Annotated in this window: 21 protein-coding genes and 1 other annotated feature; of the genes, 19 read left to right on the forward strand and 2 right to left on the reverse strand. The window is 34.6% G+C overall.

The window, feature by feature from the left end:
* The first annotated feature begins 12 nt into the window (after window positions 1-12).
* The 11 genes from U860_RS0126115 to U860_RS0126170 all read left to right on the forward strand — a co-directional run bounded on the left by U860_RS0126115 (window position 13) and on the right by U860_RS0126170 (window position 16,573).
* Entirely contained in the window at window positions 13-1,089 is a 1,077-nt protein-coding gene (locus U860_RS0126115; RefSeq protein ID WP_025150835.1) for a bifunctional 3-deoxy-7-phosphoheptulonate synthase/chorismate mutase, read from the forward strand.
* Between the two features lie 9 nt (window positions 1,090-1,098).
* Window positions 1,099-1,317, forward strand: a binding site (T-box leader).
* Window positions 1,318-1,370: 53 nt separating this feature from the next.
* A complete protein-coding gene (gene aroC, locus U860_RS0126125) occupies window positions 1,371-2,543 on the forward strand; it encodes a chorismate synthase (RefSeq protein ID WP_025150836.1) in 1,173 nt (390 codons plus the stop codon).
* Window positions 2,544-2,561: 18 nt separating this feature from the next.
* On the forward strand, window positions 2,562-3,662 hold the full coding sequence (gene hisC / locus U860_RS0126130; protein ID WP_002172428.1) for a histidinol-phosphate transaminase: 1,101 nt from the start codon (window positions 2,562-2,564) through the stop codon (window positions 3,660-3,662).
* Window positions 3,655-4,755 (forward strand): prephenate dehydrogenase, encoded by a 1,101-nt coding sequence (gene tyrA, locus U860_RS0126135; RefSeq protein WP_025150837.1) that lies wholly within the window; start codon window positions 3,655-3,657, stop codon window positions 4,753-4,755. The genes hisC and tyrA overlap by 8 nt, the downstream gene beginning before the upstream one ends.
* 16 nt (window positions 4,756-4,771) lie before the next feature.
* The gene (gene aroA / locus U860_RS0126140) at window positions 4,772-6,061 is read left to right on the forward strand and encodes a 3-phosphoshikimate 1-carboxyvinyltransferase (RefSeq protein WP_025150838.1); all 1,290 of its coding nucleotides are present in this window, start codon (window positions 4,772-4,774) and stop codon (window positions 6,059-6,061) included.
* 250 nt (window positions 6,062-6,311) lie between these two features.
* Complete coding sequence (locus U860_RS0126145) at window positions 6,312-7,472, forward strand: GNAT family N-acetyltransferase (RefSeq protein ID WP_025150839.1); 1,161 nt, start codon at window positions 6,312-6,314, stop codon at window positions 7,470-7,472.
* A gap of 241 nt (window positions 7,473-7,713) precedes the next feature.
* Entirely contained in the window at window positions 7,714-8,169 is a 456-nt protein-coding gene (locus U860_RS0126150) for an NUDIX hydrolase (protein WP_025150840.1), read from the forward strand.
* Window positions 8,170-8,295: 126 nt separating this feature from the next.
* Window positions 8,296-8,862: a TetR/AcrR family transcriptional regulator gene (locus tag U860_RS0126155; RefSeq protein ID WP_025150841.1), complete on the forward strand. Its 567-nt coding sequence runs from the start codon at window positions 8,296-8,298 to the stop codon at window positions 8,860-8,862.
* Between the two features lie 253 nt (window positions 8,863-9,115).
* Window positions 9,116-12,223, forward strand: a complete 3,108-nt coding sequence (locus tag U860_RS0126160; protein ID WP_025150842.1) for an MMPL family transporter — start codon at window positions 9,116-9,118, stop codon at window positions 12,221-12,223.
* Between the two features lie 217 nt (window positions 12,224-12,440).
* The gene (locus U860_RS0126165; protein WP_025150843.1) at window positions 12,441-14,066 is read left to right on the forward strand and encodes an ATP-binding cassette domain-containing protein; all 1,626 of its coding nucleotides are present in this window, start codon (window positions 12,441-12,443) and stop codon (window positions 14,064-14,066) included.
* Between the two features lie 533 nt (window positions 14,067-14,599).
* Window positions 14,600-16,573, forward strand: a complete 1,974-nt coding sequence (locus U860_RS0126170; RefSeq protein ID WP_033795486.1) for an LTA synthase family protein — start codon at window positions 14,600-14,602, stop codon at window positions 16,571-16,573.
* A 56-nt stretch (window positions 16,574-16,629) separates the two neighbouring features.
* On the opposite strand, the gene U860_RS0126175 is transcribed toward U860_RS0126170, so the two are convergent.
* Complete coding sequence (locus U860_RS0126175) at window positions 16,630-18,078, reverse strand: DHA2 family efflux MFS transporter permease subunit (RefSeq protein ID WP_025150845.1); 1,449 nt, start codon at window positions 18,076-18,078, stop codon at window positions 16,630-16,632.
* Window positions 18,079-18,251: 173 nt separating this feature from the next.
* Between U860_RS0126175 and U860_RS0126180 the strand changes: the two genes are divergently transcribed.
* Together U860_RS0126180 and U860_RS0126185 are read left to right on the forward strand one after the other, a co-directional pair.
* On the forward strand, window positions 18,252-18,797 hold the full coding sequence (locus tag U860_RS0126180) for a TetR/AcrR family transcriptional regulator (RefSeq protein WP_025150846.1): 546 nt from the start codon (window positions 18,252-18,254) through the stop codon (window positions 18,795-18,797).
* A 68-nt stretch (window positions 18,798-18,865) separates the two neighbouring features.
* Window positions 18,866-19,291: a hypothetical protein gene (locus U860_RS0126185; RefSeq protein ID WP_025150847.1), complete on the forward strand. Its 426-nt coding sequence runs from the start codon at window positions 18,866-18,868 to the stop codon at window positions 19,289-19,291.
* A gap of 42 nt (window positions 19,292-19,333) precedes the next feature.
* On the opposite strand, the gene U860_RS0126190 is transcribed toward U860_RS0126185, so the two are convergent.
* Window positions 19,334-20,161: a peptidoglycan-N-acetylglucosamine deacetylase gene (locus U860_RS0126190; RefSeq protein ID WP_025150848.1), complete on the reverse strand. Its 828-nt coding sequence runs from the start codon at window positions 20,159-20,161 to the stop codon at window positions 19,334-19,336.
* Between the two features lie 219 nt (window positions 20,162-20,380).
* Between U860_RS0126190 and U860_RS0126195 the strand changes: the two genes are divergently transcribed.
* From U860_RS0126195 to U860_RS0126220, 6 genes are all read left to right on the forward strand, one after another.
* On the forward strand, window positions 20,381-21,037 hold the full coding sequence (locus tag U860_RS0126195) for a hypothetical protein (RefSeq protein WP_025150849.1): 657 nt from the start codon (window positions 20,381-20,383) through the stop codon (window positions 21,035-21,037).
* A gap of 144 nt (window positions 21,038-21,181) precedes the next feature.
* The gene (locus U860_RS0126200) at window positions 21,182-21,865 is read left to right on the forward strand and encodes a DNA alkylation repair protein (protein ID WP_025150850.1); all 684 of its coding nucleotides are present in this window, start codon (window positions 21,182-21,184) and stop codon (window positions 21,863-21,865) included.
* Window positions 21,866-21,881: 16 nt separating this feature from the next.
* Window positions 21,882-22,583, forward strand: coding sequence for a nucleotidyltransferase domain-containing protein (locus tag U860_RS0126205; protein ID WP_025150851.1), 702 nt, complete (start codon window positions 21,882-21,884; stop codon window positions 22,581-22,583).
* 14 nt (window positions 22,584-22,597) lie between these two features.
* Window positions 22,598-23,143, forward strand: coding sequence for a GNAT family protein (locus U860_RS0126210; RefSeq protein WP_025150852.1), 546 nt, complete (start codon window positions 22,598-22,600; stop codon window positions 23,141-23,143).
* Window positions 23,144-23,175: 32 nt separating this feature from the next.
* A complete protein-coding gene (locus tag U860_RS0126215) occupies window positions 23,176-23,676 on the forward strand; it encodes a GNAT family N-acetyltransferase (protein WP_025150853.1) in 501 nt (166 codons plus the stop codon).
* 87 nt (window positions 23,677-23,763) lie between these two features.
* Window positions 23,764-24,702, forward strand: a complete 939-nt coding sequence (locus U860_RS0126220) for a multidrug resistance efflux transporter family protein (protein WP_025150854.1) — start codon at window positions 23,764-23,766, stop codon at window positions 24,700-24,702.
* Window positions 24,703-24,739: the final 37 nt, after the last annotated feature.

Raw genomic sequence — 24,739 nt, forward strand, 5'->3', positions numbered from 1 at the left:
GAGGATTTCCAAATGGCAAATCATGAATTAGATCAATTACGAAAACAGGTAGATGAAATCAATTTACAATTACTACACCTTTTAAACAAACGAGGTGAAATCGTTCAAAAAATTGGGGAGCAAAAACAAGTGCAAGGTACGAAACGCTTTGATCCAGTACGTGAGCGTGAAGTACTTGATATGATTGCAGAGCATAACGAAGGACCATTCGAAACGTCAACGGTTCAACATATTTTCAAAACGATTTTCAAAGCAAGCTTAGAACTACAAGAAGATGATAACCGTAAAGCATTACTAGTATCACGTAAAAAGAAAAAAGAAAATACAATTGTTAATGTTAAAGGTGAATTAATTGGAAACGGAACACAAACGTTCATTATGGGACCTTGTGCAGTAGAAAGCTTAGAGCAAGTTCGCCAAGTAGGGCAAGCGATGAAAGATCAAGGACTTAAATTAATGCGTGGTGGTGCTTTCAAACCGAGAACATCTCCATACGATTTCCAAGGTTTAGGAGTAGAAGGTTTACAAATTTTACGCCAAGTAGCAGATGAGTTCGACTTAGCGATTATTAGTGAAATTTTAAATCCGAATGATGTAGAAATGGCGCTAAAATACGTTGATGTAATTCAAGTTGGGGCACGTAACATGCAAAACTTTGATTTACTACGAGCTGTAGGTAAAGTTAACAAGCCAGTATTATTAAAACGTGGTTTAGCAGCAACAATTGATGAGTTCATTAATGCAGCGGAATACATTATTGCGCAAGGTAACGACCAAATTATTCTTTGTGAGCGCGGTATTCGCACATACGAAAGAGCGACACGTAACACATTAGATATTTCAGCAGTACCGATTTTAAAGAAAGAAACACATTTACCAGTTATCGTTGACGTAACGCATTCAACTGGACGTAGAGATCTATTATTACCAACAGCGAAAGCGGCACTTGCAATTGGAGCAGATGCAGTAATGGCGGAAGTACATCCAGACCCAGCAGTTGCGTTATCAGATTCTGCACAGCAAATGGATATTCCAGAATTCCATAGATTCATGGATGAGTTAAAAGGTTTCAAAAATAAATTATCTTAATTCCATATCATATATGCGCTGAAGAGGAAACAGTAGTGCTTATCTCACTGTTAAAGAGAGCTGATGGTCGGTGTGAATCAGTACAAAGGTAAGCATGAATTACAGCCTTGGAGCATCTTTCCCGCCACTTATGGAGGGAAAGACGGTCAAATGATCGTTAAAGAAGAAGAGAGGTAGACGAAATAAGTCTACAACTAGGGTGGTACCGCGATAAACATCGTCCCTACTGAGCGCTCAGTAGGGACTTTTTTGTACAAAAAAATAATAAAGGGGCAAGAGAAATGAGATATATTACAGCTGGAGAATCACATGGTCCGCAGTTAACAGTTATTTTAGAAGGTGTACCAGCAGGTTTAACACTCACGGCGGAACATATTAATAAAGAGTTATTAAGAAGACAAAAAGGGCATGGACGCGGAAGACGCATGCAAATTGAAACAGATACAGTTGAAATTGTAAGTGGTGTACGTCATGGAATGACACTTGGTTCACCAATTACGTTAATCGTAAAAAATGATGATTTCAAACATTGGACGAAAGTAATGGGTGCAGAGCCAATTTCAGAACAAGAGAGTAAAGAAATGAAACGTACTATAACGAAACCACGTCCAGGACATGCGGATTTAAACGGTGCAATTAAATACGGCCATCGTGATATAAGAAACGTGTTAGAGCGCTCTTCTGCAAGAGAAACGACAGTTAGAGTTGCAGCTGGTGCAGTTGCGAAACAAATTTTGAAAGAATTAGGTGTGGAAATTGCAGGGCATGTCCTTGAAATTGGTGGAGTAAAAGCGAAGCATATTACTCACTTACCGATTGAAGAAATTCAAACGATTACTGAAAACTCACCAGTTCGATGTTTAGATAAGGAAGTAGAACAAGAAATGATGGATGCGATTGATGATGCGAAAAGTAGCGGAGATTCAATCGGTGGTATTGTTGAGGTAATTGCAGAAGGTATGCCAATTGGAGTTGGTAGCTACGTTCATTACGATCGTAAATTAGATGCAAAACTTGCCGGTGCTATTATGAGCGTGAATGCGTTTAAAGGTGCTGAAATCGGAATTGGTTTTGAAGCGGCAAGACAGCCAGGAAGTAAAGTGCACGATGAAATTAAGTGGGATGAAGAAAAAGGCTACACAAGAAAAACTAATAATGCAGGTGGTTTAGAAGGCGGTATGACAACAGGTATGCCAATTGTGGTAAGAGGTGTGATGAAGCCAATTCCTACATTATATAAACCGTTAGCAAGCGTAGATATTGATACGAAGGAAGCGTTCCAAGCGAGTATTGAGAGATCTGATAGCTGTGCAGTACCCGCAGCAGGTGTTGTAGCTGAAGCTGTTGTGGCATGGGAACTTGCAGATGCACTAGTCGAACAATTCGGAAAAGATCGCATGGCATTATTAAAGCAAAACATTACGCAACATAACAAATACGCAAAAGAATTTTAATAAAAAGGCGGGTTTAACATGCGAGTAAAAGATCAACTATCATCATTACAACCGTATAAACCAGGTAAATCACCAGAGCAAATGAAAGAAGTATACGGGAATCATTCATTTGTTAAGTTAGCATCAAATGAAAATCCATTTGGCTGTTCACCTCGTGTTTTAGGAGAATTACAAAAATCGTGGCAAGAACATGCTTTATATCCTGACGGAGGTGCTGCAAAGCTCCGTCAAACGATTGCAGAGAAATTACAAGTGCAAATGGAACAAGTGCTTTGTGGTAGTGGACTTGATGAAGTTATTCAAATTATAAGCCGTGCAGTGCTATGTAAAGGAGATAATATCGTAACAGCTGGCGAAACATTTCCTCAGTACCGTCATCATGCGGTAATTGAAGGGTGTGAAGTGAAAGAAGTTCCTTTAAATAACGGTGTATATGACTTAGATGGAATTTCTTCAGTGATTGATAAACATACAAAAATCGTTTGGATTTGTAACCCGAATAATCCGACAGGCACACATGTTAATGAGCGAAAATTAAATCAATTTATTGAGGGAGTTAGTGAAAAGACGTTAATTGTCATTGACGAAGCATACTATGAATATGTAACCGCGAAAGATTTCCCAGAGACGTTACCACTATTAGAAAAACATAAAAACCTTCTTATATTAAGAACGTTTTCTAAAGCGTACGGTTTAGCATCATTTCGCGTTGGGTATGCGATTGGACAAGAAGAATTAATCGAGAAATTAAATGTCGTTCGTTTGCCGTTTAACGTGTCTTCATTAGCACAAAAAGCTGCAACGATTGCCTTTAGTGATGAAGCGTTTATTGAAGAAATAGTACGTGTTAACGAAGAGGGATTACAACAGTACGAAAGTTTTTGTAAAGAAAATGAAATCCCGTTTTATCCATCACAAACGAACTTTATCTTCTTGCCAGTAGAGAATGCTGGAGAAATTTATGAAGCTTGTGCGCACGCTGGGTTTATTATTCGTCCGTTTCCAAATGGCGTACGCATTACAATTGGTACAAGGGAACAAAATGAGGGAGTGATTTCAGTGTTAAAACAACACTTTGAAAATAAAAAAAGTAAGTCTCGAGATGAGGCACATGTGTAAAAAGGTAGTATTAATTGGAACAGGATTAATAGGAGGCTCTCTTGCGTTAGCGATAAAAAAAGAGCAAGATGTAACGATTATCGGCTATGATATATTTAAAGAACAAGTAGAGCGCGCAAAAGAATTACATGTAGTTGACGAAGTAGCAGTAGATTTACAGCGTGCATGTGAGGAGGCAAATTTAATTGTTTTTGCCTCTCCAGTTGAAGAAACAAAAAAGTTATTACACAAACTTGCATCATTTCATTTACGAGAAGATGTTATCGTCACCGATGTAGGAAGTACAAAAGGGACAATTATGAATGAAGCGGAAGCTTTATTATCAAAGAAAGTTTCTTTTATCGGCGGACATCCGATGGCAGGTTCTCATAAAACTGGCGTTGAAAGTGCAAAGGCACACTTATTCGAAAACGCATTTTACATTTTAACCCCAATGAATCACGTGCCAACTGATCAAGTGGATGAGCTAAAAGAATGGTTAAAAGGAACAGGCTCGCATTTTCTCGTTTTAAATACAAAGGAACACGATTATGTAACAGGAATTGTTAGTCATTTTCCGCATCTGATAGCAGCAGGATTAGTGAAACAAGTTGAGAAGCACGCTGGTGATAATCCGCTTATTCATCAGCTAGCTGCAGGCGGATTTAAAGATATTACACGTATCGCATCAAGTAGTCCGAAAATGTGGAGTGACATTGTAAAACAAAACCGCGAGCATTTATTGGAACTATTAGAAGAATGGATTTCTGAAATGGGAGAGTTATATAAGACGGTTTCTAAAGGAGACGAAGGCGAAATACAAAACTATTTTGCTGACGCAAAAGAATACCGTGATTCTTTACCAGTACGAAAGAGGGGCGCAATTCCTGCCTATCACGACTTATACGTCGATGTTTTAGATAAAGTAGGGGCTTTAGCTCATATTACGAGTATTCTAGCAGAAGAAGAAATTAGTATTACAAACTTGCAAATATTAGAAGCGCGCGAAGGACTACTTGGAGTGTTACGAATTAGCTTCCAAAGAGAAGAAGATCGCATGCAGGCAAAGCTAGCACTAGGAATAGAAGAATACCAAACGTATGAAACAATTTAAAAAAGAAGGTGAGAACGTGAAAGAAACAACAATACAACCTGTAACTAATGGATTGAATGGCACAGTTAAAATCCCTGGTGATAAATCAATTTCGCATCGCGCTGTCATGTTTGGCGCAATCGCAGAGGGAAAAACAACAATTCAAGGATTTTTACCTGGTGCGGATTGTTTAAGTACCATTTCTTGTTTTAAAGAAATGGGAGTAGAGATTACGCAAAATGGAGACGAAGTTACGGTAGTTGGAAAAGGATTAGAAGGTTTACAAGAACCGAAACAAGTTTTAGATGTAGGTAATTCTGGTACAACGATACGATTAATGTCAGGTATATTGGCAAACACACCATTCTTTTCTTGTGTACAAGGTGACGCTTCAATTGCGAAGAGACCGATGCAACGTGTAACAAATCCATTAAAACAAATGGGTGCAAACATTGATGGTAGAGAAGAAGGAACGTTTACGCCGCTTACAATACGTGGTGGAGATTTAAAAGCGATCGAATATACTTCACCTGTCGCAAGTGCACAAGTAAAGTCAGCTATTTTACTTGCAGGTCTTCGTGCAGAAGGTGTAACAGCTGTTACAGAACCGCATATTTCTCGTGATCATACAGAAAGAATGCTTGAGGCGTTTGGCGTTACAGTAACTCGTGAAGGAAAAACTGTAAAACTAGCTGGTGGACAAAAGCTAAAAGGAACAGATGTTCAAGTTCCAGGTGACGTATCATCAGCCGCATTTTTCTTAGTAGCAGGAGCGATTATTTCAAATAGTAAACTACTATTACAAAATGTAGGAATGAATCCGACTCGAACAGGTATTATAGATGTTTTAGAGCAAATGGGCGCTACATTTACTATAGAACCAATTAATGAAGATGCATCAGAACCAGCTGCAAACATTACAATTGAAACATCTTCGCTAAAAGGAATTGAAATTGGCGGAGACATTATTCCAAGATTGATCGACGAAATACCAATTATCGCTTTAGCAGCAACACAAGCAGAAGGAATTACAGTCATTAAAGATGCACACGAGTTAAAAGTGAAAGAAACGAATCGTATCGATACAGTCGTTGCTGAATTAACGAAACTCGGAGCCCGCATTGAAGCAACTGATGATGGAATGATTATTTACGGAAAATCAACTTTAAAAGGCGATACAGTACATAGTCACGGAGATCACCGCATTGGAATGATGCTTGCGATTGCCGGCTGTATAGCTGAAGGGAAAACAACGATTGAAGATGCAGAAGCAGTAGGTGTATCATACCCTACATTTTTTGAAGAGCTACAAACGTTAGCTAAATAATATGATGAGAAGCAGATACATAATGTATCTGCTTTTTTATATAAGATAGATGTTGATATTTGTCGGTAAATCGATATTCTATGTCGAAGCGTCGATATAATTCAAGTTGTGCTCGATATATTCCAGTTTCCGTCGATATAATTGGAGTTGTGTTTCGATATATTTCATTTTCCGTTCATATAATTTCATTCACCGAACTGTAATATTGAGAATTATGGTACAATTCAAACAAGGAATGGAGGAGAAATATATGAACGTTATACAATTAAAAGAAGATAAGTTTAGAGAAGCAATACGTTTATCAGAATATGCTTTTCAATATAAAGCAAATGAAGAATGGGTAGAGCAGAAAATTACACGAATGAAGGAAAGTCATCAAATATACGGCATTATGGAGGGGGAAGAATTAGCAGCAAAACTCCACCTTATTCCGTTTCATATTTACATAGGACAAGAAAAATTTAAAATGGGTGGCGTTGCAGGGGTAGCAACATATCCTGAGTATAGAAGAAGCGGGTATGTGAAAGAATTGCTTCAACACTCACTTCAAACGATGAAAAAAGATGGTTATACAGTATCGATGTTACATCCATTTGCAGTGTCATTTTACCGTAAATATGGCTGGGAACTTTGTGCGAATCGCCTTGCATGTCATATGGAGAAGAGCGATTTAGTAATGAAAAAACAAGTGAAAGGTACTGTGAAACGTTTCAATAAAGAAAATCACTCAGAAGAAGTAGAGAAGATCTATGAAACATTTGCTGAACGCTTTTCAGGTATGCTAGTTCGCAGTGAAAAATGGTGGTTACAAGCGGTTTACCATGACTTAACATTAGCGATTTACTATGATGAAAATAAAACTGCAGCTGGTTACATGTTATATAAAATAGAAAATTATAAAATGACAGTAGAAGAATTTGTTCCACTGCATAATGAAGCGAGAAATGGCCTTTGGAACTTCATCTGCCAACATGATTCTATGATTAAAGAACTAGAAATGATACTAAGTGAAAAAGAACCGTTGTTATATACATTGCAAGAGCCACGAGTGAAGGCAGAAGTGAAACCATATTTTATGGGTAGAATTGTAGATGTGCAGCCGTTCTTAAATCAATATGAGTTGAACTGGAACAATGTACAGCAAGAAGTGATTTTACATATTACTGATTCATTTGCTCCGTGGAATAACGTAACAGTGAGGCTTGCAAATCATGAAATAACAATTATAAAAGAAGAGACATTAAATAAAGGAATTAGACTAGATATCAATGCGTTATCGACAATAATGTTTGGCTACAAACGTCCGTTAGAACTATATGAATTAGAATTAATTAGCGGAAATGAAGAGGAAATACGAGCATTTGAGAATGTAGTACCGGTGCGTGAAGCATTTATTTATGATTTCTTTTAATTCATACTATATGCTATATATGATCAAGAAAAAGTACTATAATGAAAATATTTTTATTATGGTACTTTTCTATTAATAGTGTGAAACCATTGTTTTAAGAGAGGTAAGAGAGTAATACAAACATGCAAAAATATATATAACGGAATTTATATTCTATTTTACAAATTAGCATGGAGTATAAATGCTAGAAAGAGTTCAAAACCTCAAAAATGTTTAGTGAAGTTTTAGGAGGGAAAGTAGAATGATTAGGCAAGCAGTAGGTGCAATCGTATTCCAACATAATGAATTGTTATTAATACATAAGGTGAAAATTAGTGATATAAAAGGAGAATATACTTTGTCAAAAGGGGAATGGGATTTTCCTAAAGGCGGTGTAAAACATACAGATAATGACTTAGAAAGTGCTATGTTGAGAGAGTTGGAAGAAGAAACAGGCTCTAAAAAATTTAAAGTTATTAGCCAATTTGAAGATAAGATTTGCTTTGAGTTTCCTGAAGAACTCAAAGTGAAAATTGGATATGAAAAGCAAGAAACTACTATGTTTTATGTAGAATATATAGGTGATAGAACAGATTTAGATCCAAAAGATAATGAAATAAGCCAGGTTCAATTCTTTAAAATACAAGATGTATTGAGAGTTTTAAGTCATGATGATACAAAGAATTTTTTTGAAGGGATAATTCAAAAAATGTATTGATAACCTAGTTGAGTGTATTATTTGATAAATGCGACATGGGCTTAGTCACACACTTGACTTTTAATCCATGTAATTTATAATAAAAAACGGAATGAATTTTCATTCCTGAAAATTGAGGTGGGAAAAATGGCTAAAAACAAACAAGACGATATTTTTAATGCTGCTATGCAACTTTTTGCAGAGCGAGGGTACGATGGTACAACAATTCCGATGATTGCCGAAAAAGCAAATGTAGGTGCAGGTACTATTTATCGTTATTTTGAAAATAAAGAGTCGCTCGTTAATTCTTTATTTTCAAAATGCGTTTTACAATTATCTGAGTTAATAAAAACTGATTTTCCTGTTGATGCAAATATTCGCGAACAGTTTAGCCACATATATAGCCGTTTATTTGAATTTGCGAGACATAACGTGAATGCATTTCTTTTTACAAGTTCTCATTGTGATAGTTATTTTCTTGACGAGCATAGCAAGGAAACATTTGATGACTTTATGGGTTTCTTCATGAATATGATTGAAGAAGGAATCGAAAAAGGTTTTCTTCGTCCGTTACCGCCAGTTGCTTTAATTATTCTTGTATATGAACCGGTTGAAAAACTGATTAAAGTAATGGAAGCAGGGGATTTAGAATACACAAAAGAATTGGTAAAAGAACTTGAAGAAAGCTCTTGGAATGCTATTAGAATCATTTGATTCTATAGCTTTAAAAGAATAGGAATGAATATTCATTCCTAAATAGATATGAAAATGCGAACAGGAGCTGATATATCTGTACAACTAAGGGAATGAATATTCATTCCGATAGAATGAGTTTTAATAGAATTCGAAAAAATGATTGATAGAATAATAGGAATGAACGTTCATTCCGAAAAGGCATATTTTAAAAATAGGAATGAATATTCATTCCGTGTAAAATGTAAAATTTTATTAGTGGGAGAGGATCGATATGAATCAGCTGAGAAATTGGAGAAGTTTATCTTTTCTATTATGGACAGTTATTACTATCACAATGATAGTAACAATGCCTAATATGGATAAATTAGTGAAAGAAAAAGGGCAAATTACTATTCCAAAAACAGAACAAAGCAGTATAGCTGACAAGATGATAAAAAAAATGGATAAAGACGGAGTTGAAAAGTATGAAATTATAGCTGTCTTTAATAGTGGAAGTAAGAAGGCTTTAACAAATGAGCAAAAAGAGGAAATAACGAAAACTATCACTGCTTTACAAAATGAAAAAGAGCAATTAGGAATTAAGGATATTGTCACACACTTAGATAATAAAGACTTGGAGAAACAATTAGTTTCTAAAGATAATACGACTATTTTAACGCAAATATCGGTAGATAAAAAACATGGTGAAATATCAAAAGTTACAAGCGGGCTTCAAAATGAAATTAAACCAGAAGGTGTAAAAACGTATTTAACAGGAAGTGATTTAATAGCGGATGACTTTCTTAAATCCACACAAGAGGGAGTGAAAAAAACAGAAGTTATCTCAATCATTTTCATTCTTGTTGTTTTAATTATTGTTTTTCGTTCGCCAATAGTTCCAATTATTTCTCTTCTTACAGTTGGGGTATCTTATTTAGTTTCAATGGGGGTAATTGCCCATCTTGTAGATCAATTTAATTTTCCGTTTTCAAACTTTACGCAAGTCTTTTTAGTAGTCGTCCTGTTTGGAGTTGGAACAGATTATAACATTTTATTATATACGAGATTTAAAGAAGAATTAAGTAAACAAGAAAATGCATATTTAGCTACGAAAGAGACATTTAAATCGGCAGGTAAAACCGTTTTATATAGTGGAGTAGCAGTGCTAATTGGGTTTGCATCACTTGTTTTAGCAAGTTTTAAATTATATCAATCTACTTCAGCGGTAGCAATAGGCATCGCAATATTACTATTGGTATTAACCACTTTAAATCCTTTTTTCATGGTGTTATTAGGGAAAGGAATGTTTTATCCAGTTAAAACATTTAAGGGTCATGAGGATAGTCGTTTATGGGGATTCTTCGCGAAAAACTCAGTAGCAAGACCATTTGTTGCTTTAATCATTGTATTTGTGATATCGATTCCTTTCGTATTAAAATATTCTAACACGCTTAATTACAATGATTTATTTGAAGTGGATAATAAGTATGAATCAAAAATGGGGATTAATGTAATAGAAGAGCATTTCCCGCCTGGTTTCTCTTCACCGGGTACGTTAGTTATTCAATCTGACAAAAAGCTAGATGAAGCGACTTCTCTACAAACTTTAGATGAACTAACTGAAAAAATTTCGAAAGTTAAAGGGGTTTCAGAAGTATATTCACCGACGCGTCCAACTGGAGATAAGATTAAAGAATTATATATAAATAAACAAGCCGGAGAACTGAATACAGGCTTAGGAGATGCAAATGGTGGCATAAAAGAAATTAATGACGGATTAACAGATGCTAAAGACAAAATGGGTAGTAATGACTCAAATAGTCTCGCAAATGTTCAAAAGTTAATTGATGGAACAAATGAAGCGAAAAATGGTGTATCAGCATTAGGAACAGCTTTAAATCAATTATCGAATGGAATAAACAATGGGGCACATGGGGCGAAGCAAATAGAGGATGGGCTAGCATCATTAAACGGAAATATCAATGTCCTTTCAAATGCAACTTCGCAGCTTCATGCTGGTTATGCTCAGTTAGAAAAAGGTTTAAGTTCTTACGATCAATATTTCGGAAGTATTTCTCAAGCGATTGATGGTGCGAAAAAAGGATATGAACAAATTGAAACGTTAATGAACAATTTCATTCAAACAAAACCAGAAATAGCAAAGGATCCTAATATACAGCAAACATTAGGAATTGCAAAAGAAGCTCAGAAGCAATTGAGTGTTCTTTCAAATGAATTAAATCAATTAGCGACGCAGCACAAAGCAGCGATGAGTTCATTTAAAGAAGCAAATCAATCATTATTGAAAGTAGATAATGGTTTAAAGGAAATGAACAATGGAGTAACGCAACTACAAAAAGGAGCTGCTGAACTGAAAAATGGCTTGAACGAAGGAGCTACAGGTTCAAAACAAGTTGCGAACAAATCAGCTGAGTTACAATCTGGATTAACGAAAATAAACGATGGGCAAGGGCAACTATTAACTGGACTTAAAGATTTGCAAGAAAAGATGGGACAATTGCAATCAGGTTTATCTAAAAGTACAGAGGGTTTAGGAAAAGTAAGTAACGGTCTAGGGGACGCTCAAAAATATTTAGGCGAGCTAAATGAGTCGAAAAGCTCTGAGAAATTTTATATTCCGAAAGAAGTTTTAGAGGGTGAAGATTTCCAGAAAGTATTAAATACGTTTACGTCACATGATAGAAAAATTGCTAAAATGACTATCATTTTAGATGTAAATCCGTATTCAAAAGAGGCAATGCCAATTATTCAAGAAATAAATAAAACAATAGATGGTACTTTAAATGGAACAGAACTAAAAAGTGCGAAAAAAGCAATCGGCGGGACAACAGCTAGAAACGTTGATTTAAAAGAAGTAACCGGGCAAGATTTCTTACGTACAGCTACGATTATGTTAATTGGTATTACGCTGGTTTTAATCGTGATTACACGTTCATTTTTAAACTCAATCTTTATCATTGGATCATTAATTTTAGCGTACTTTGCATCGCTTGGTATTAGTGAACAAATTAGTGCACATTTATTAAATGTAGAGTCATTAAGCTGGAATGTTCCATTCTTTAGCTTCATTATGATTGTTGCTTTAGGAGTGGATTATAGTATTTTCTTAATGATGCGTTATAACGAGCTAGAAGGGGATTCAGTAACGAAGATTGTAAATGCATCTCGTCACATAGGAGGAGTTGTATTATCAGCGGCACTTATTTTAGGAGGGACATTTGCAGCATTAATTCCTTCAGGTGTATTAACGCTTATACAAGTGGCATTAGTTGTTGGCATTGCCCTTATACTATTAGCTTTAATAGTGATGCCGATATTGTTACCTGCTTTAATAGGGTTAACGAGTAAAATACAAAGTTATAAAAAAGAAAATAATTGATACGAAGTAATAAAAAACTGTAGAGAGGTTTTTCTCTACAGTTTTTTTATGCAATTATGGGCTTGATTTCACACCATAAAAGTAATCAACCGTTGCTATTCATCCAGCTTCTACTATATAATAGCTATAGTCTACAATAATTGAGTCGTAATATGCGATTTTTTAAGACAATCGGTGAGAAAACGCTGAAATAAGCGGTATTAGTAGGAGGACACAAATGATTACAGTAAGTAACGTTAGTTTGCGTTTCGCGGATCGCAAATTGTTTGAAGATGTTAACATAAAATTTACGCCAGGTAATTGCTACGGTTTAATTGGAGCAAACGGTGCTGGTAAATCAACATTTCTAAAGATTTTATCTGGAGAAATCGAACAATCAACAGGTGACATACATATTACGCCAGGTGAGCGTCTAGCAGTATTAAAACAGAACCACTTCGAATATGAAGAGTTCCCAGTATTAGAAACAGTAATTATGGGTCACACACAACTTTATAAAGTAATGCAAGAGAAAAATGCTATTTACATGAAAGAAGACTTTAGTGATGAAGATGGTATGCGTGCTGCTGAACTTGAAGGTGAGTTCGCTGAGCTTAACGGTTGGGAAGCTGAGTCAGAAGCTGCAATCTTACTAAAAGGACTTGGTATTGGTGAAGATCTTCATGATAAGAAATTGTCAGAATTAACTGGGGCAGAGAAAGTAAAAGTATTACTTGCTCAAGCTTTATTCGGTAAACCTGACATTCTATTACTAGATGAGCCTACCAACCATTTGGACTTAAAAGCGATTCAATGGTTAGAGAACTTCTTAATGAACTTTGAAAATACAGTAATCGTTGTATCCCATGACCGTCACTTCTTAAATAAAGTTTGTACGCACATGGCTGATCTTGATTTCGGTAAAATTCAACTTTATGTTGGTAACTATGACTTCTGGTACGAGTCAAGCCAATTAGCTTTAAAATTAACACAAGATGCTAATAAGAAAAAAGAAGAGAAAGTAAAAGAGTTACAAAACTTCATTGCACGCTTTAGCTCAAACGCATCTAAAGCGAAACAAGCAACTTCTCGTAAAAAATTATTAGATAAAATTACATTAGATGATATTAGACCATCATCACGTCGTTATCCATTCGTTGGTTTCACACCTGAGCGTGAAATAGGAAATGACTTATTAACTGTTGAAGGTCTTTCTAAAACAATTGATGGTGAAAAAGTGTTAGATAATGTGTACTTCACTTTAAATAAAGGTGATAAAGTTGCATTTATCGGTCGTAACGATATTGCGATGACAACATTATTTAAAATCCTTATGGGTGAAATGGAGCCAGATAGCGGTTCATTCAAATGGGGTGTTACAACATCTCAATCGTATTTCCCAAGAGATAACTCTAAATACTTTGAGAACAGTGACTTCAACTTAGTTGATTGGTTACGCCAATTCTCTCCACAAGATGAGTCAGAAAGCTTCTTACGTGGTTTCTTAGGCCGTATGTTATTCTCAGGTGAAGAAGTTAAGAAGAACGTTTCTGTATTATCTGGAGGCGAAAAAGTTCGTTGTATGCTATCTAAAATGATGTTAAGTGGTGCGAACGTAATCACACTTGACGATCCAACGAACCATTTAGACCTTGAGTCTATCACTGCATTAAACAACGGTTTAATCGCATTCAAAGGTACAATGTTATTCACATCTCATGACCATCAGTTCGTACAAACAATTGCAAACCGCATTATCGAAGTAACACCAAACGGTGTAATCGATAAAGAGGCAACTTACGATGAGTTCTTAGAAAATGATGAACTTCAAAAACAAGTAGATGCAATGTACAAAGGTCAATAATAAACGATGAAAAGGAGCTGTCTCACAAGTCGAGTTTTCGACTGTGTGCCAGCTCTTTTTTGTCATTTACTGAAAGGGAAATTTAAATTTTATTTTCAAATAAAGCGAATAATTATTCAACGATAATATTAATGATAGCAAGAAATTTTTGAAGTAGGGATAAACCTTGAAATGATAATAAACTGTTTTTTTATAGTGAATTTTAGTATATTGCATTAATGTTCCAAAATTGGAGATAGATATGTTTGCGGATTAATGAATAAAGGTTTATAGTGGGTAATGTTCTAATTAGCGGATGAATTTAGGGGAGAACTTAATGTAAGAAAACAGGAAATGTTACAAAATTATTTTGTTAAATAGAAACCAAGGTCAAAATGTTTAAAAAGAAATAGTTGAATAAATAATAGCTTCAAATTATAATTACTAATATTCTTCATATAGTTAAACAAATAAAATCTATTTGAAGAAGAAAAATTGAATAGAGAGACAGACTTATACAAAATAAGCCTTGGATGATCAAAAGAGGTGGAGAGATGCAACAATTTTTATTAAAGAGTAAACGAGTATTAAGTAATCATTTTGGATTTTTCGTATTTGCCGTTATTTTACTTTGGTTAAAAACATATGCAGCATATGTGACAGAATTTAATTTAGGTATATCAAACACAATCCAAAAGTTCTTACTGTTTTTCAACCCGTTAAGCTCAGCAGTTCTATTTTTAGGCCTTGCATTATTCGCAAAGGGGAAACGAGCTTACATTTGGTTAATTGTTATTAATTTGCTAATGTCTATACTTTTATACGCAAACGTAGTATATTATCGCTTTTTCAGCGACTTTATTACGTTCCCGACATTAACACAATCGAATAACTTTGGAGATTTAGGTGGTAGTATTTTTGCATTGCTACACTTATATGATCCACTATATTTCTTAGATACGATCATTCTAATTGTTTTAGTCGCAACGAAATTTGTAAATCCTAAACCAATCCGTGTTGCGAAGCATAAATTATCTCTAGTATTTTTAGTAGGTATTTTATTCTTTAGTATTAACTTAGGACTTGCAGAATCTGACCGTCCTGAATTATTAACTAGGACATTTGACCGCAATTATATCGTGAAATATTTAGGCGCGTACAACTTTACGATTTATGATGGTATTCAAAGTGCGAAAGCATCAACAGAACGTGCATTAGCAGATGGAGATAGTATGACAGAAGTAAGAAACTATCTTGCATCAAGTTATGCAAGTCCAAATCCTGAGTATTTTGGTAAAGGAAAAGGAATGAACGTAATTTATATTCATCTAGAGTCATTCCAAAACTTTTTACTAAACTACAAACTAAATGGCCAAGAAGTTACACCGTTCTTAAACTCATTTACAAAAGATGCGAATACGTTATACTTTGATAACTTCTTCCATCAAACAGGACAAGGTAAAACATCTGATGCGGAGTTCATGTTAGAGAATTCAATGTTTGGATTACCACAAGGATCTGTTTTTACAAACAAAGCTCATAACACGTATCAATCAGCACCAGCTATTTTAGGTCAACAAGGATACACATCAGCAGTGTTCCATGGTAACTACAAAACGTTCTGGAACCGTGATGATATTTATAAATCATTTGGTTTTAATAAATTCTTTGATGCGTCATACTATGATATGAATGAAAAAGATGTAGTAAACTATGGCTTAAAAGATAAACCGTTCTTTAATGAATCAATTCCGTTATTACAAACGTTAAAACAACCGTTCTATACGAAGTTCATTACGTTATCGAACCATTTCCCTTATCCTATTGATAAGGCGGAAGCAACGATTGAACCAGCGAAAACAGGTGACTCTTCTGTAGATACGTATTTCCAAACAGCACGCTATTTAGATGAGTCTGTAAAAGGCTTCATGGATTACTTGAAACAATCTGGTTTATACGATAATTCAATTATCGTTATGTACGGTGACCATTACGGTATTTCAGATAATCATGGCGCAGCAATGTCTCAAATAATGGGTAAAGAAATGAACTCATTTGAAAATGCGCAGTTACAACGTGTGCCTTTAATCATTCGCGTACCAGGAATGAAAGGTGGCGTACAACATCAATACGGCGGAGAAATTGACGTTCTTCCAACGTTATTACACTTACTAGGTACAGATACAAAGAATTATGTCCAATTCGGATCAGATTTATTATCGCCGGATCATAAACAAGTTGTTGCATTCCGTAACGGTAACTATGTAAGCCCAACAGTTACTGCGCTGAATGGCAAATACTATGATACAGCGACTGGAAATCCTGTAGAATTTACAGACGAAATAAAACAAAATGAACAAATGGTTCAAAAATCACTAAAATACTCTGACCAAGTTGTTAACGGCGACTTATTACGATTCTACACACCAGAAGGCTTCACTCCAGTAGATCGTTCTAAGTACAACTATAACCATCGTGATAAAAATAAAACGAAGGTGAAGACGACTGAAGACGGGGAAACAAAATAAATAATAAAAAATCCTACTTGTATGGAATACTATCTATACGAGTAGGATTTTTTGTATTAAGAGTTACTTTCGTATTTTTGAATTGTTGCTTTTTTAGGCATAAAACATGCAATAATCAAAGCTAAAAAAGATAAGACTAACATAAATACGTAGGCATCACTTGAGCTGAAGATAGAAGATAACTTTGTTACTTGCATAGCTGATATGCTTCCATTCTCACTAGATAACTGTGAAATATGTGAAGTCGATTGAATTGTATATACAGTGATGATGACTGCTGTTCCAATAGCACCTGCTAATTGGCGAATCGTATTATTTACTGCTGAACCATGTGAACCAAGTTCTCTTGGTAAAGCGTTTAAGCCTGCTGTGTTTAAAGGCATCGAAATGAAACTTAATCCAATTCGTAGAATAATGGTACGAACCATTAGATACATATAAGTTGTGGATTCGGTCAAATCCATTACACCCCACATCGAAATAATGATACATATTAAACCTGTAATAAAGAGTGGTTTTGCCCCGTATTTATCAAACATTTTCCCTGTGATAGGTGATAAGAAGGCATTAATTACAGCTCCAGGTAATAGAAGTAAACCTGATTCAAATGCAGTAAAACCTCGTCCGTTTTGCAAGTAAATCGGTAAAAGAATTAAATCAGCATACATAATCATCGTAATGAGTACGTTAATGACGGATGTAAGAGTGAAAACTTTATACTTAAATACTGATAAATTCAATAATGGATCGTTTGACTTTATTTGACGTAAACAGAATAAAGCTGTAACGATTATACCTATGATAATTGTTGTAATAACGACTGTGTGATCCCATCCTTTGCTTCCTGCACTACTAAATCCGAATATAACACAACCAAAGCCAATCGTTGATAAAATGACACTTACGATATCTAATTTTGCTTTTGTTGTATCAGCAACATTCATCAAGTATTTAAGTGCGAGAATAATAACAATGAATACAAATGGAGCTAATCCAATAAATAGCCATCTCCATGATACATATTCAATGATAAAGCCAGATAATGTTGGAGCGATGGCTGGCGCAAAAATTATGGCAAATCCGATGGTCCCCATAATACTTCCACGCTTTTCACTAGGGTATAAATATAAAATAACAGTCATCATTAGTGGCATAATAATTCCTGCCCCAACTGCTTGAATTATTCTTCCTATTAACAGAATGCCAAAATTCATGGCGCATGCACAGAGAACAGTCCCAATAAACAAAGAGAGCATCGAGCTAATAAATAGCTGCCTTGTTGTAAATCGTTTCATTAAAAATGCAGTAATTGGTACCAGAACACCATTTATGAGCATAAAACCTGTCGATAGCCATTGAACTGTTGCAGCCGTAACATCAAATACTTCCATTAAATTACTCATCGCCACATTTAATAGCGTCTGATTTAATGTTGATAGAAAACAACCGGTAATGAGGACAACTAATATAATTTTTTTATTTCTTTCTGATATTTCCTTTTGCATTGGTAAACTCCTTCATTGTTTTCTTGATTTATCGACATCATGTCGATAAAATTAATGGTAACAAAATATATTTTCTTTGACCATGAACAGTTTTTTTTAAAATGTTCACTACTCGACATAGAAGGTATGCACTGTCGAGTAAGTAAAGAGAAAATCTATAAAGGAGTTTCAAAATGTCTACATCTAAAAAAGAAGATCCTCGTACAGTTCGTTCAAGAGAAATGTTTAAAAATGCTGTTTTTTCTCTTTTATGTGAGAATCCTAGTATTTCAAGCTTAACGGTTCAGAAAGTAGCAACAACGGCAGGATTAAACCGAACAACCTTTTACTTACATTATCAAGATATTCAAGATTTACTAGACCAAATCACTAACGAGATTTTAAATGAGCTTTCTAATAAAATTATTGATTTAATACATGCAAAAGATTTATCAGAAAAACAAAAGCTAACACAATTGCTTGATTATTTATATATCCACCGAAATTATTTATTTATATTATTTAAAATGAATCAATTTGAGGAGCAATTATTTTTATTTTTAAAGCAATTAATAGAAACGAGAAGAGAGAATACGAAAAAGGATTTACCAGAAGATTATGTTGCAGTTGATATTAAAACAGCTTCTTTGGTAGGTATTATCATGTGGTGGATAAGGAATGGACTTCACTTTAGTTCAGATTATATTGCAAATCAAATTTATTTCATGTACAAAGGGTAATGATTTTAAGGATCGGAATTAATAAAACTTTATAAAACAAAAGATTCAGAGAAAGAAGGGAGCTATGCATGAATTTTAAAAATGAAAAAGTATCATTACATTTAGAGGTTGTGAAATACCAATTTAAAGATGCAAAAGACGAGTGTGATAGAAATTGGTTAATAGTAAAAGCGAAACTGTCAGAAGAAAATAAAGTTTTTGAAACGATGGATCCTTTTTTACAAACTACCGACTTACAGTACATGATAAACTGGTTTCAATCATTACCAAACCCTACATATAACGAACTAGATTTCATAGAACCAAATGTAGCGTTTGAATTTATTGGAGAAAAAGAAGGGGAGTTTCATATTGTTATTCGTTTATCACAGGAACTTAATCCTTCATGGTGTAAGGAAGAGGAGTACGAATTTTCTATCGGTATAACTCAAGGTGATAGAAAGAATATTATTCGTTTTATTGAAGAGCAACAAAGGGAATTCCCAAAACGATAAAAAAAGACTTGATAACCTACAAGAGGGAATCAAGTCTTTTTATTACATACGATTATCATGCCAGAAGTTTAATGGGAAATGTTCGTTCTCATTATAGCTTTCTAATTCATATCCTTTTTCTTTCAGTCCTTTAATAATTCCAGGTACTGCTTTAACTGATTGTGGATGAATATCATGCATAAGGATAACTTCTGTTGGATTTGTAGCATGAGCTAGAATGTTTTCTACGATTTTAGCAGATGCAGCGTCTGCTGGCATTTTGTTGTATTTCCAGTCTAATGAATCAATTGTCCAGTCCCAAACTTTTAAACCATTTTCGACAACTTTGTTGCGAAGGGCTTCATTTAATCCAGGCATTGAGCCGTAAGCAGGACGTGTTAATACTGGTGATTTTCCTAGAACACCAGCGATTAAGCCTTGATCTTCTTTCATTTCATCAACGTAATGACCTTCTGTGTAAAGCTTCTTGTAGTTATGAGTCATACTGTGCATCCCAACATAGTGGCCTTCAGCATCTTCGCGTTTTACAAGGTCAGGGAAGGCTTTAACGTTTGAACCAATTAGGAAGAATGTTGCTTTTGCATTTTCACTCTTTAACATATCTAAAAGCTCAGCTGTGTATTTTCCAGGACCATCATCAAATGTTAAGTAAGCAACTTTTCTAACTTGCCCGTTATAGTGCTTTGGAGCTTCTTTTGGTGCTAGGGATGTTTGGATTTCACTTACAAGTTGAACAGATTTAGCTTCATCCTCTGTACTTGCTAGAGCGGTATGTGTTGATCCGTAAGCAGCCTCGTATGTAAACAATACCCCGATGCATATAAACAGAGCCCTTTTTACTAAAGTTGTCATCCGAATTCCATTGCGCATAATTTTCCTTCTCTCTATAAAAGTTCTACTCTACTATATTAGCAATTTTAGAGGGGGAAATGCAAAAAAACTTTTTTACAAGCGTAAAAAAGTTTGTACAAAAATATGCAAGATTTCAGCGTTTTTGCAGGTTTAATAAAATGAAACAAGAATTGAATGTATGGAACTACATTTATTACGGTTTATACATGTTTTTAGTTTTGGAAAGGGAGGATAAGTATGAAAAAATTAGCTTGTTTACACGCCCATCATTCAAATATTGAATACATTGACCGAGCGTTTCAATCTTTTGAAATAGAAATACTCCATTTTGTAGATCCCATCTTATCACACATATTAAAAAAAGATTGTGATTTTGAAAGAGAACAAGCACGAAATAAATTGTATGATTTATTAAAGTATATAGCCGAAAGTGATGCGGATACACTTTTAATAACTTGTACAGATTATATTACGCTATTAGATGAGAATTTCAAAATAGACATACCTATACTGAAAATTGATGAGCCATTCTTTGAAATGCTTTGTCATGTTGAAGAGCCACAAACAATAGTTTTTACGAATGCCAGTACTGTTTTAGGAACGATGGCACGTTTAAAACAATACGCTCAGCGGAAAAATAAAAATATACATGTAAAAGTAGAAGTGATAGGGGGGATATTTGAGTTAATTATGCAAGGCCGTAAAGAAGAGCATGATACTAAATTAGAAAAGTATTTATATGAAATTATGAAAGGTAGAAACGAAATGCTTTCAGTTGCGCAATTATCGATGGTAGATGCTGCTACAAGGATAGAAAATATATTAGGAAGGAACATAATAAATCCGTTGAATGCGTTAGTAGAGTATTATATAGAGAGTGTGAAAAATAAATAAGAAAATGTAGTTTGTTTTAGAATGCATAATTGAAAATTTCACATGCCGTATTCGAAAAATAAATATAGGAAAACCAAAAAATAATGTAGAATATATCGTACATACATATGTGAAGTCAACAAAATATATAAAAGAGGTGGACATATGTTACTTGAAGAAGTAATGCAGCAACTAGAGGAATATGGAACAGAACAAAATCGTAAAACGTTTAAAAATCATGGGGCGAAAGAGCCGTTATTCGGAGTTAGTTTTGCGAATTTGAAATTGTTAAAAAAGAAGATAAAAAAAGATCATGATTTAGCAATCTCATTATGGGAAACAAAAAATATGGATGCAATGACTTTAGCAACGATGATTTTAGATCCAAAGAAACTAACGTCAGAACAACTAAATATATGGGTACAGGAAGTTGATTATTATTGTTTAATGGACGTTCTTATGACGGCTATATGTACGTCACCAATCGCTATAGATAGAATGGAAGAATGGGCGAAATCTGACGATGAATGGACTGGAAGAGCAGGTTGGTCTTTATTAGCGAATATTGCTATGAAAAATAAAACATTAGATGATGAATACTTCTTACCGTATTTAGAAGAGATTAAAGTTCATATACATAATGAGAAAAATCGAAAAAGAGAAGCGATGAATAGAGCTTTAATTGCGATAGGGGTTCGGAATGAAAGTTTGGAACAAAAAGCAATTGAAATTGCACGTGAGATTGGAAAAGTAGAAGTTGATCACGGTGCAACGTCATGCAAAACACCAGATGCAGAAGCCTATATTAAAAAGACACGAGAAAGAGCTGAAAAAAAGAAAATAAAATAAGAGAAGGGGAAAGGCTATGAAACCAATTGAAGCGGCACAAAGCATAATTACATCACAATTTCCGAATTGTGATGTTGCTTTACTAGGGGGAAGTGTTGCTAGAGGAGAGGCTACGAAAACATCTGACCTTGATATTGTAATATTTGATCAAAATTTATCATCTTGTTATAGAGAATCTTTCTATAGTAATGGCTGGCCTGTTGAAGTATTTGTACATAATTTTGAAACGTACACAACCTTTTTCAAAAGTGATTGTGAACGCGGGAGACCTTCATTACCTCAATTAGTTTCAGAAGCGTTTGTTTTAAAAGGAAAAGAAAAAATTGTAGCAGAGCTAAAAAGAGAAGCAAATGAACTATTAAATAAAGGTCCTGAAAAATGGACCGAAGAAACGATGAAGCAGAAGCGCTATTTTATTACGGATGCTTTGGATGACTTTATTGGTGCAACAAAGAGAGAAGAAGAGTTGTTCATCGCAAATTTATTAGCTGATTTAGTACATGAATATGTTTTGAGGGTAAATGGCCAATGGCTTGGAAATTCAAAATGGTTCATTAGAGTATTGAAAAGGTACGACGAAGTATATGCAGAGAAATTTGTTGCGGTTTTTGATCACTTTTATAAAACAGGGGACAAAAAGGAATTAATCGCTTTTATAGAAAAAACGTTAGAAGAGTATGGGGGAAGAATGTTCGAAGGATTTTCTATAGGGAAATGAGAAGGGGTAGCAAAATGAATTTACCAATTGTTCAATTAAGAGAACTATCACTAGATGATGTAGAAGATCGGTACAAGTGGTCATTAGATACAGAAGTAACAAAGCACTTAGTTGTACCAGATCAATATCCACCGTTCACTCGTGAAGATACGAGAAGGTGGATCGAGACGTGTATAAGTCGAAAGAATGGATATGAACAACGAGCTATTCTAACTGATAAGGGTATACACATTGGCTGGGTAGACCTTAAAAACTTTGATAAAACGAATAAAAATGCTGAACTAGGGATTGCAATTGGAAATAAAGAACATTGGGGTAAAGGATATGGAATGGCAGCTCTATACAGTATGTTACAAATTGGCTTTTCTGAATTCGAATTAGAAAAAGTTTGGCTACGAGTAGACGAAAATAATTTACAAGCTAGAAAGAGTTATGAAAAAGCTGGATTTGTTTGTGAAGGAATAATGAGAAATGATCGATTACGTCATGGTAAATTCATTCATCGCTATCGTTATAGTATGTTAAAAGAAGAATATCAGTCTTTATTTAATAGTCTATAAAAATATTATGTAAACTAAAGGGGGTAGGGAAAATGATTCGATTACTTACTAAAGAAGATGCAGAACAATATTGGGATTTACGTTTACAAGCATTACAAATAAATCCAGAGGCGTTTATAACAACTTATGAAGAGGCAATCCGCCAGGAAAATCCTCTTGACCGAGTTGCAAGTAATTTAACATCTGCTACTAGTTGTACATTCGGTGCTTTTAATAAAGAAAATCAATTAATTGGAGTTGTCACTTTACTTACTCAAGAGAGAGAAGCATATAAGCATAAAGGTCATATCGTTGGGATGTATGTAGATGTACAAAACAGACGGAATGGATTGGCACGCGAGTTAATTGCAAATGCAATTCAGAGAGCACGAGATATAAAACTAGAGCAATTAACTTTAGGAGTTGTATCCACAAATGAACCAGCAAAAAAACTGTATGGATTAATGGGCTTTAAAACGTATGCAATTGAAAAAAGGGCTATAAAGATAAATGGTGTGTATAGTGATGATGAAAATATGGTGTTGTTTCTTTAAAGACTGCATGTATAATAAAGTTTTTGAATATTAATTATATTTATTTTGTTATATAGTATAAGAAGAAACTATATAAGGGGTTTTATGATGAAAGCTATTGCAGTAGGGATATTGGCATCGTTTTTCTTTGCCTTTACCTTCGTTTTAAACCGGGCGATGGACTTAGAAGGTGGAAGTTGGATTTGGAGTGCATCATTACGGTATTACTTTATGGTTCCAATGCTATTACTTATTGTTATGTATAGAGGGAACTTAAAACAACTCTTTCAATATATGAAAAACAATCCGAAAGAATGGTTGTTATGGAGTATCGTTGGATTTGGTCTCTTTTATGCACCGCTTAGTTTCGCTGGTGCGTTTGGACCGGGGTGGCTCGTTGCTTCAACTTGGCAAATTACGATAGTTGCAGGGATATTGTTAACACCATTTTTCGCGGTAGATCCATTACATAAAAAACTTCCGATAAAGGAATTAGTAATGTCAGGCATTATTTTATTCGGTGTTTTTCTTATGCAAGTAGAACACGCTTCTTCTTTAGGAATTCGTGAAACCATTTTATGTGTAGTTCCTGTACTCATTGCAGCGTTTGCATATCCGCTTGGAAATAGAAAAATGATGCAAGTATGTAAAGGGGAATTAGATGTATTTCAGCGGGTTCTCGGTATGACATTAGCAAGTTTACCATTTTGGTTTTTACTATCTGGATATGAAGTATCTACAAACGGATTACCGTCAAGTAGCCAAGTTATCCAATGTTTTATCGTAGCAATTAGTTCAGGTTTAATTGCGACAGTATTGTTCTTCTTTGCGACTGATCTTGTAAAAGATGATCCGCAAAAATTAGCAACAGTTGAAGCGACACAGTCTGGTGAGGTTTTATTTGCATTAGTAGGAGAGCTCCTCTGGTTATCTGCTCCAATTCCATCTTCTTTATCTTGGATTGGAATGAGTCTCGTTATTGTTGGAATGATATTACATAGTTATGTAGCTGTAGTTGTGAAAAAAGAAGAAAAAATAACTGCGTAAAAAGATTAGCTCTTTCCTATAAAGAGCTAGTCTTTTT

The organism is Bacillus sp. H1a (genome assembly GCF_000633475.1).
GTDB classification, from domain to species: Bacteria; Bacillota; Bacilli; order Bacillales; family Bacillaceae_G; genus Bacillus_A; species Bacillus_A paramycoides.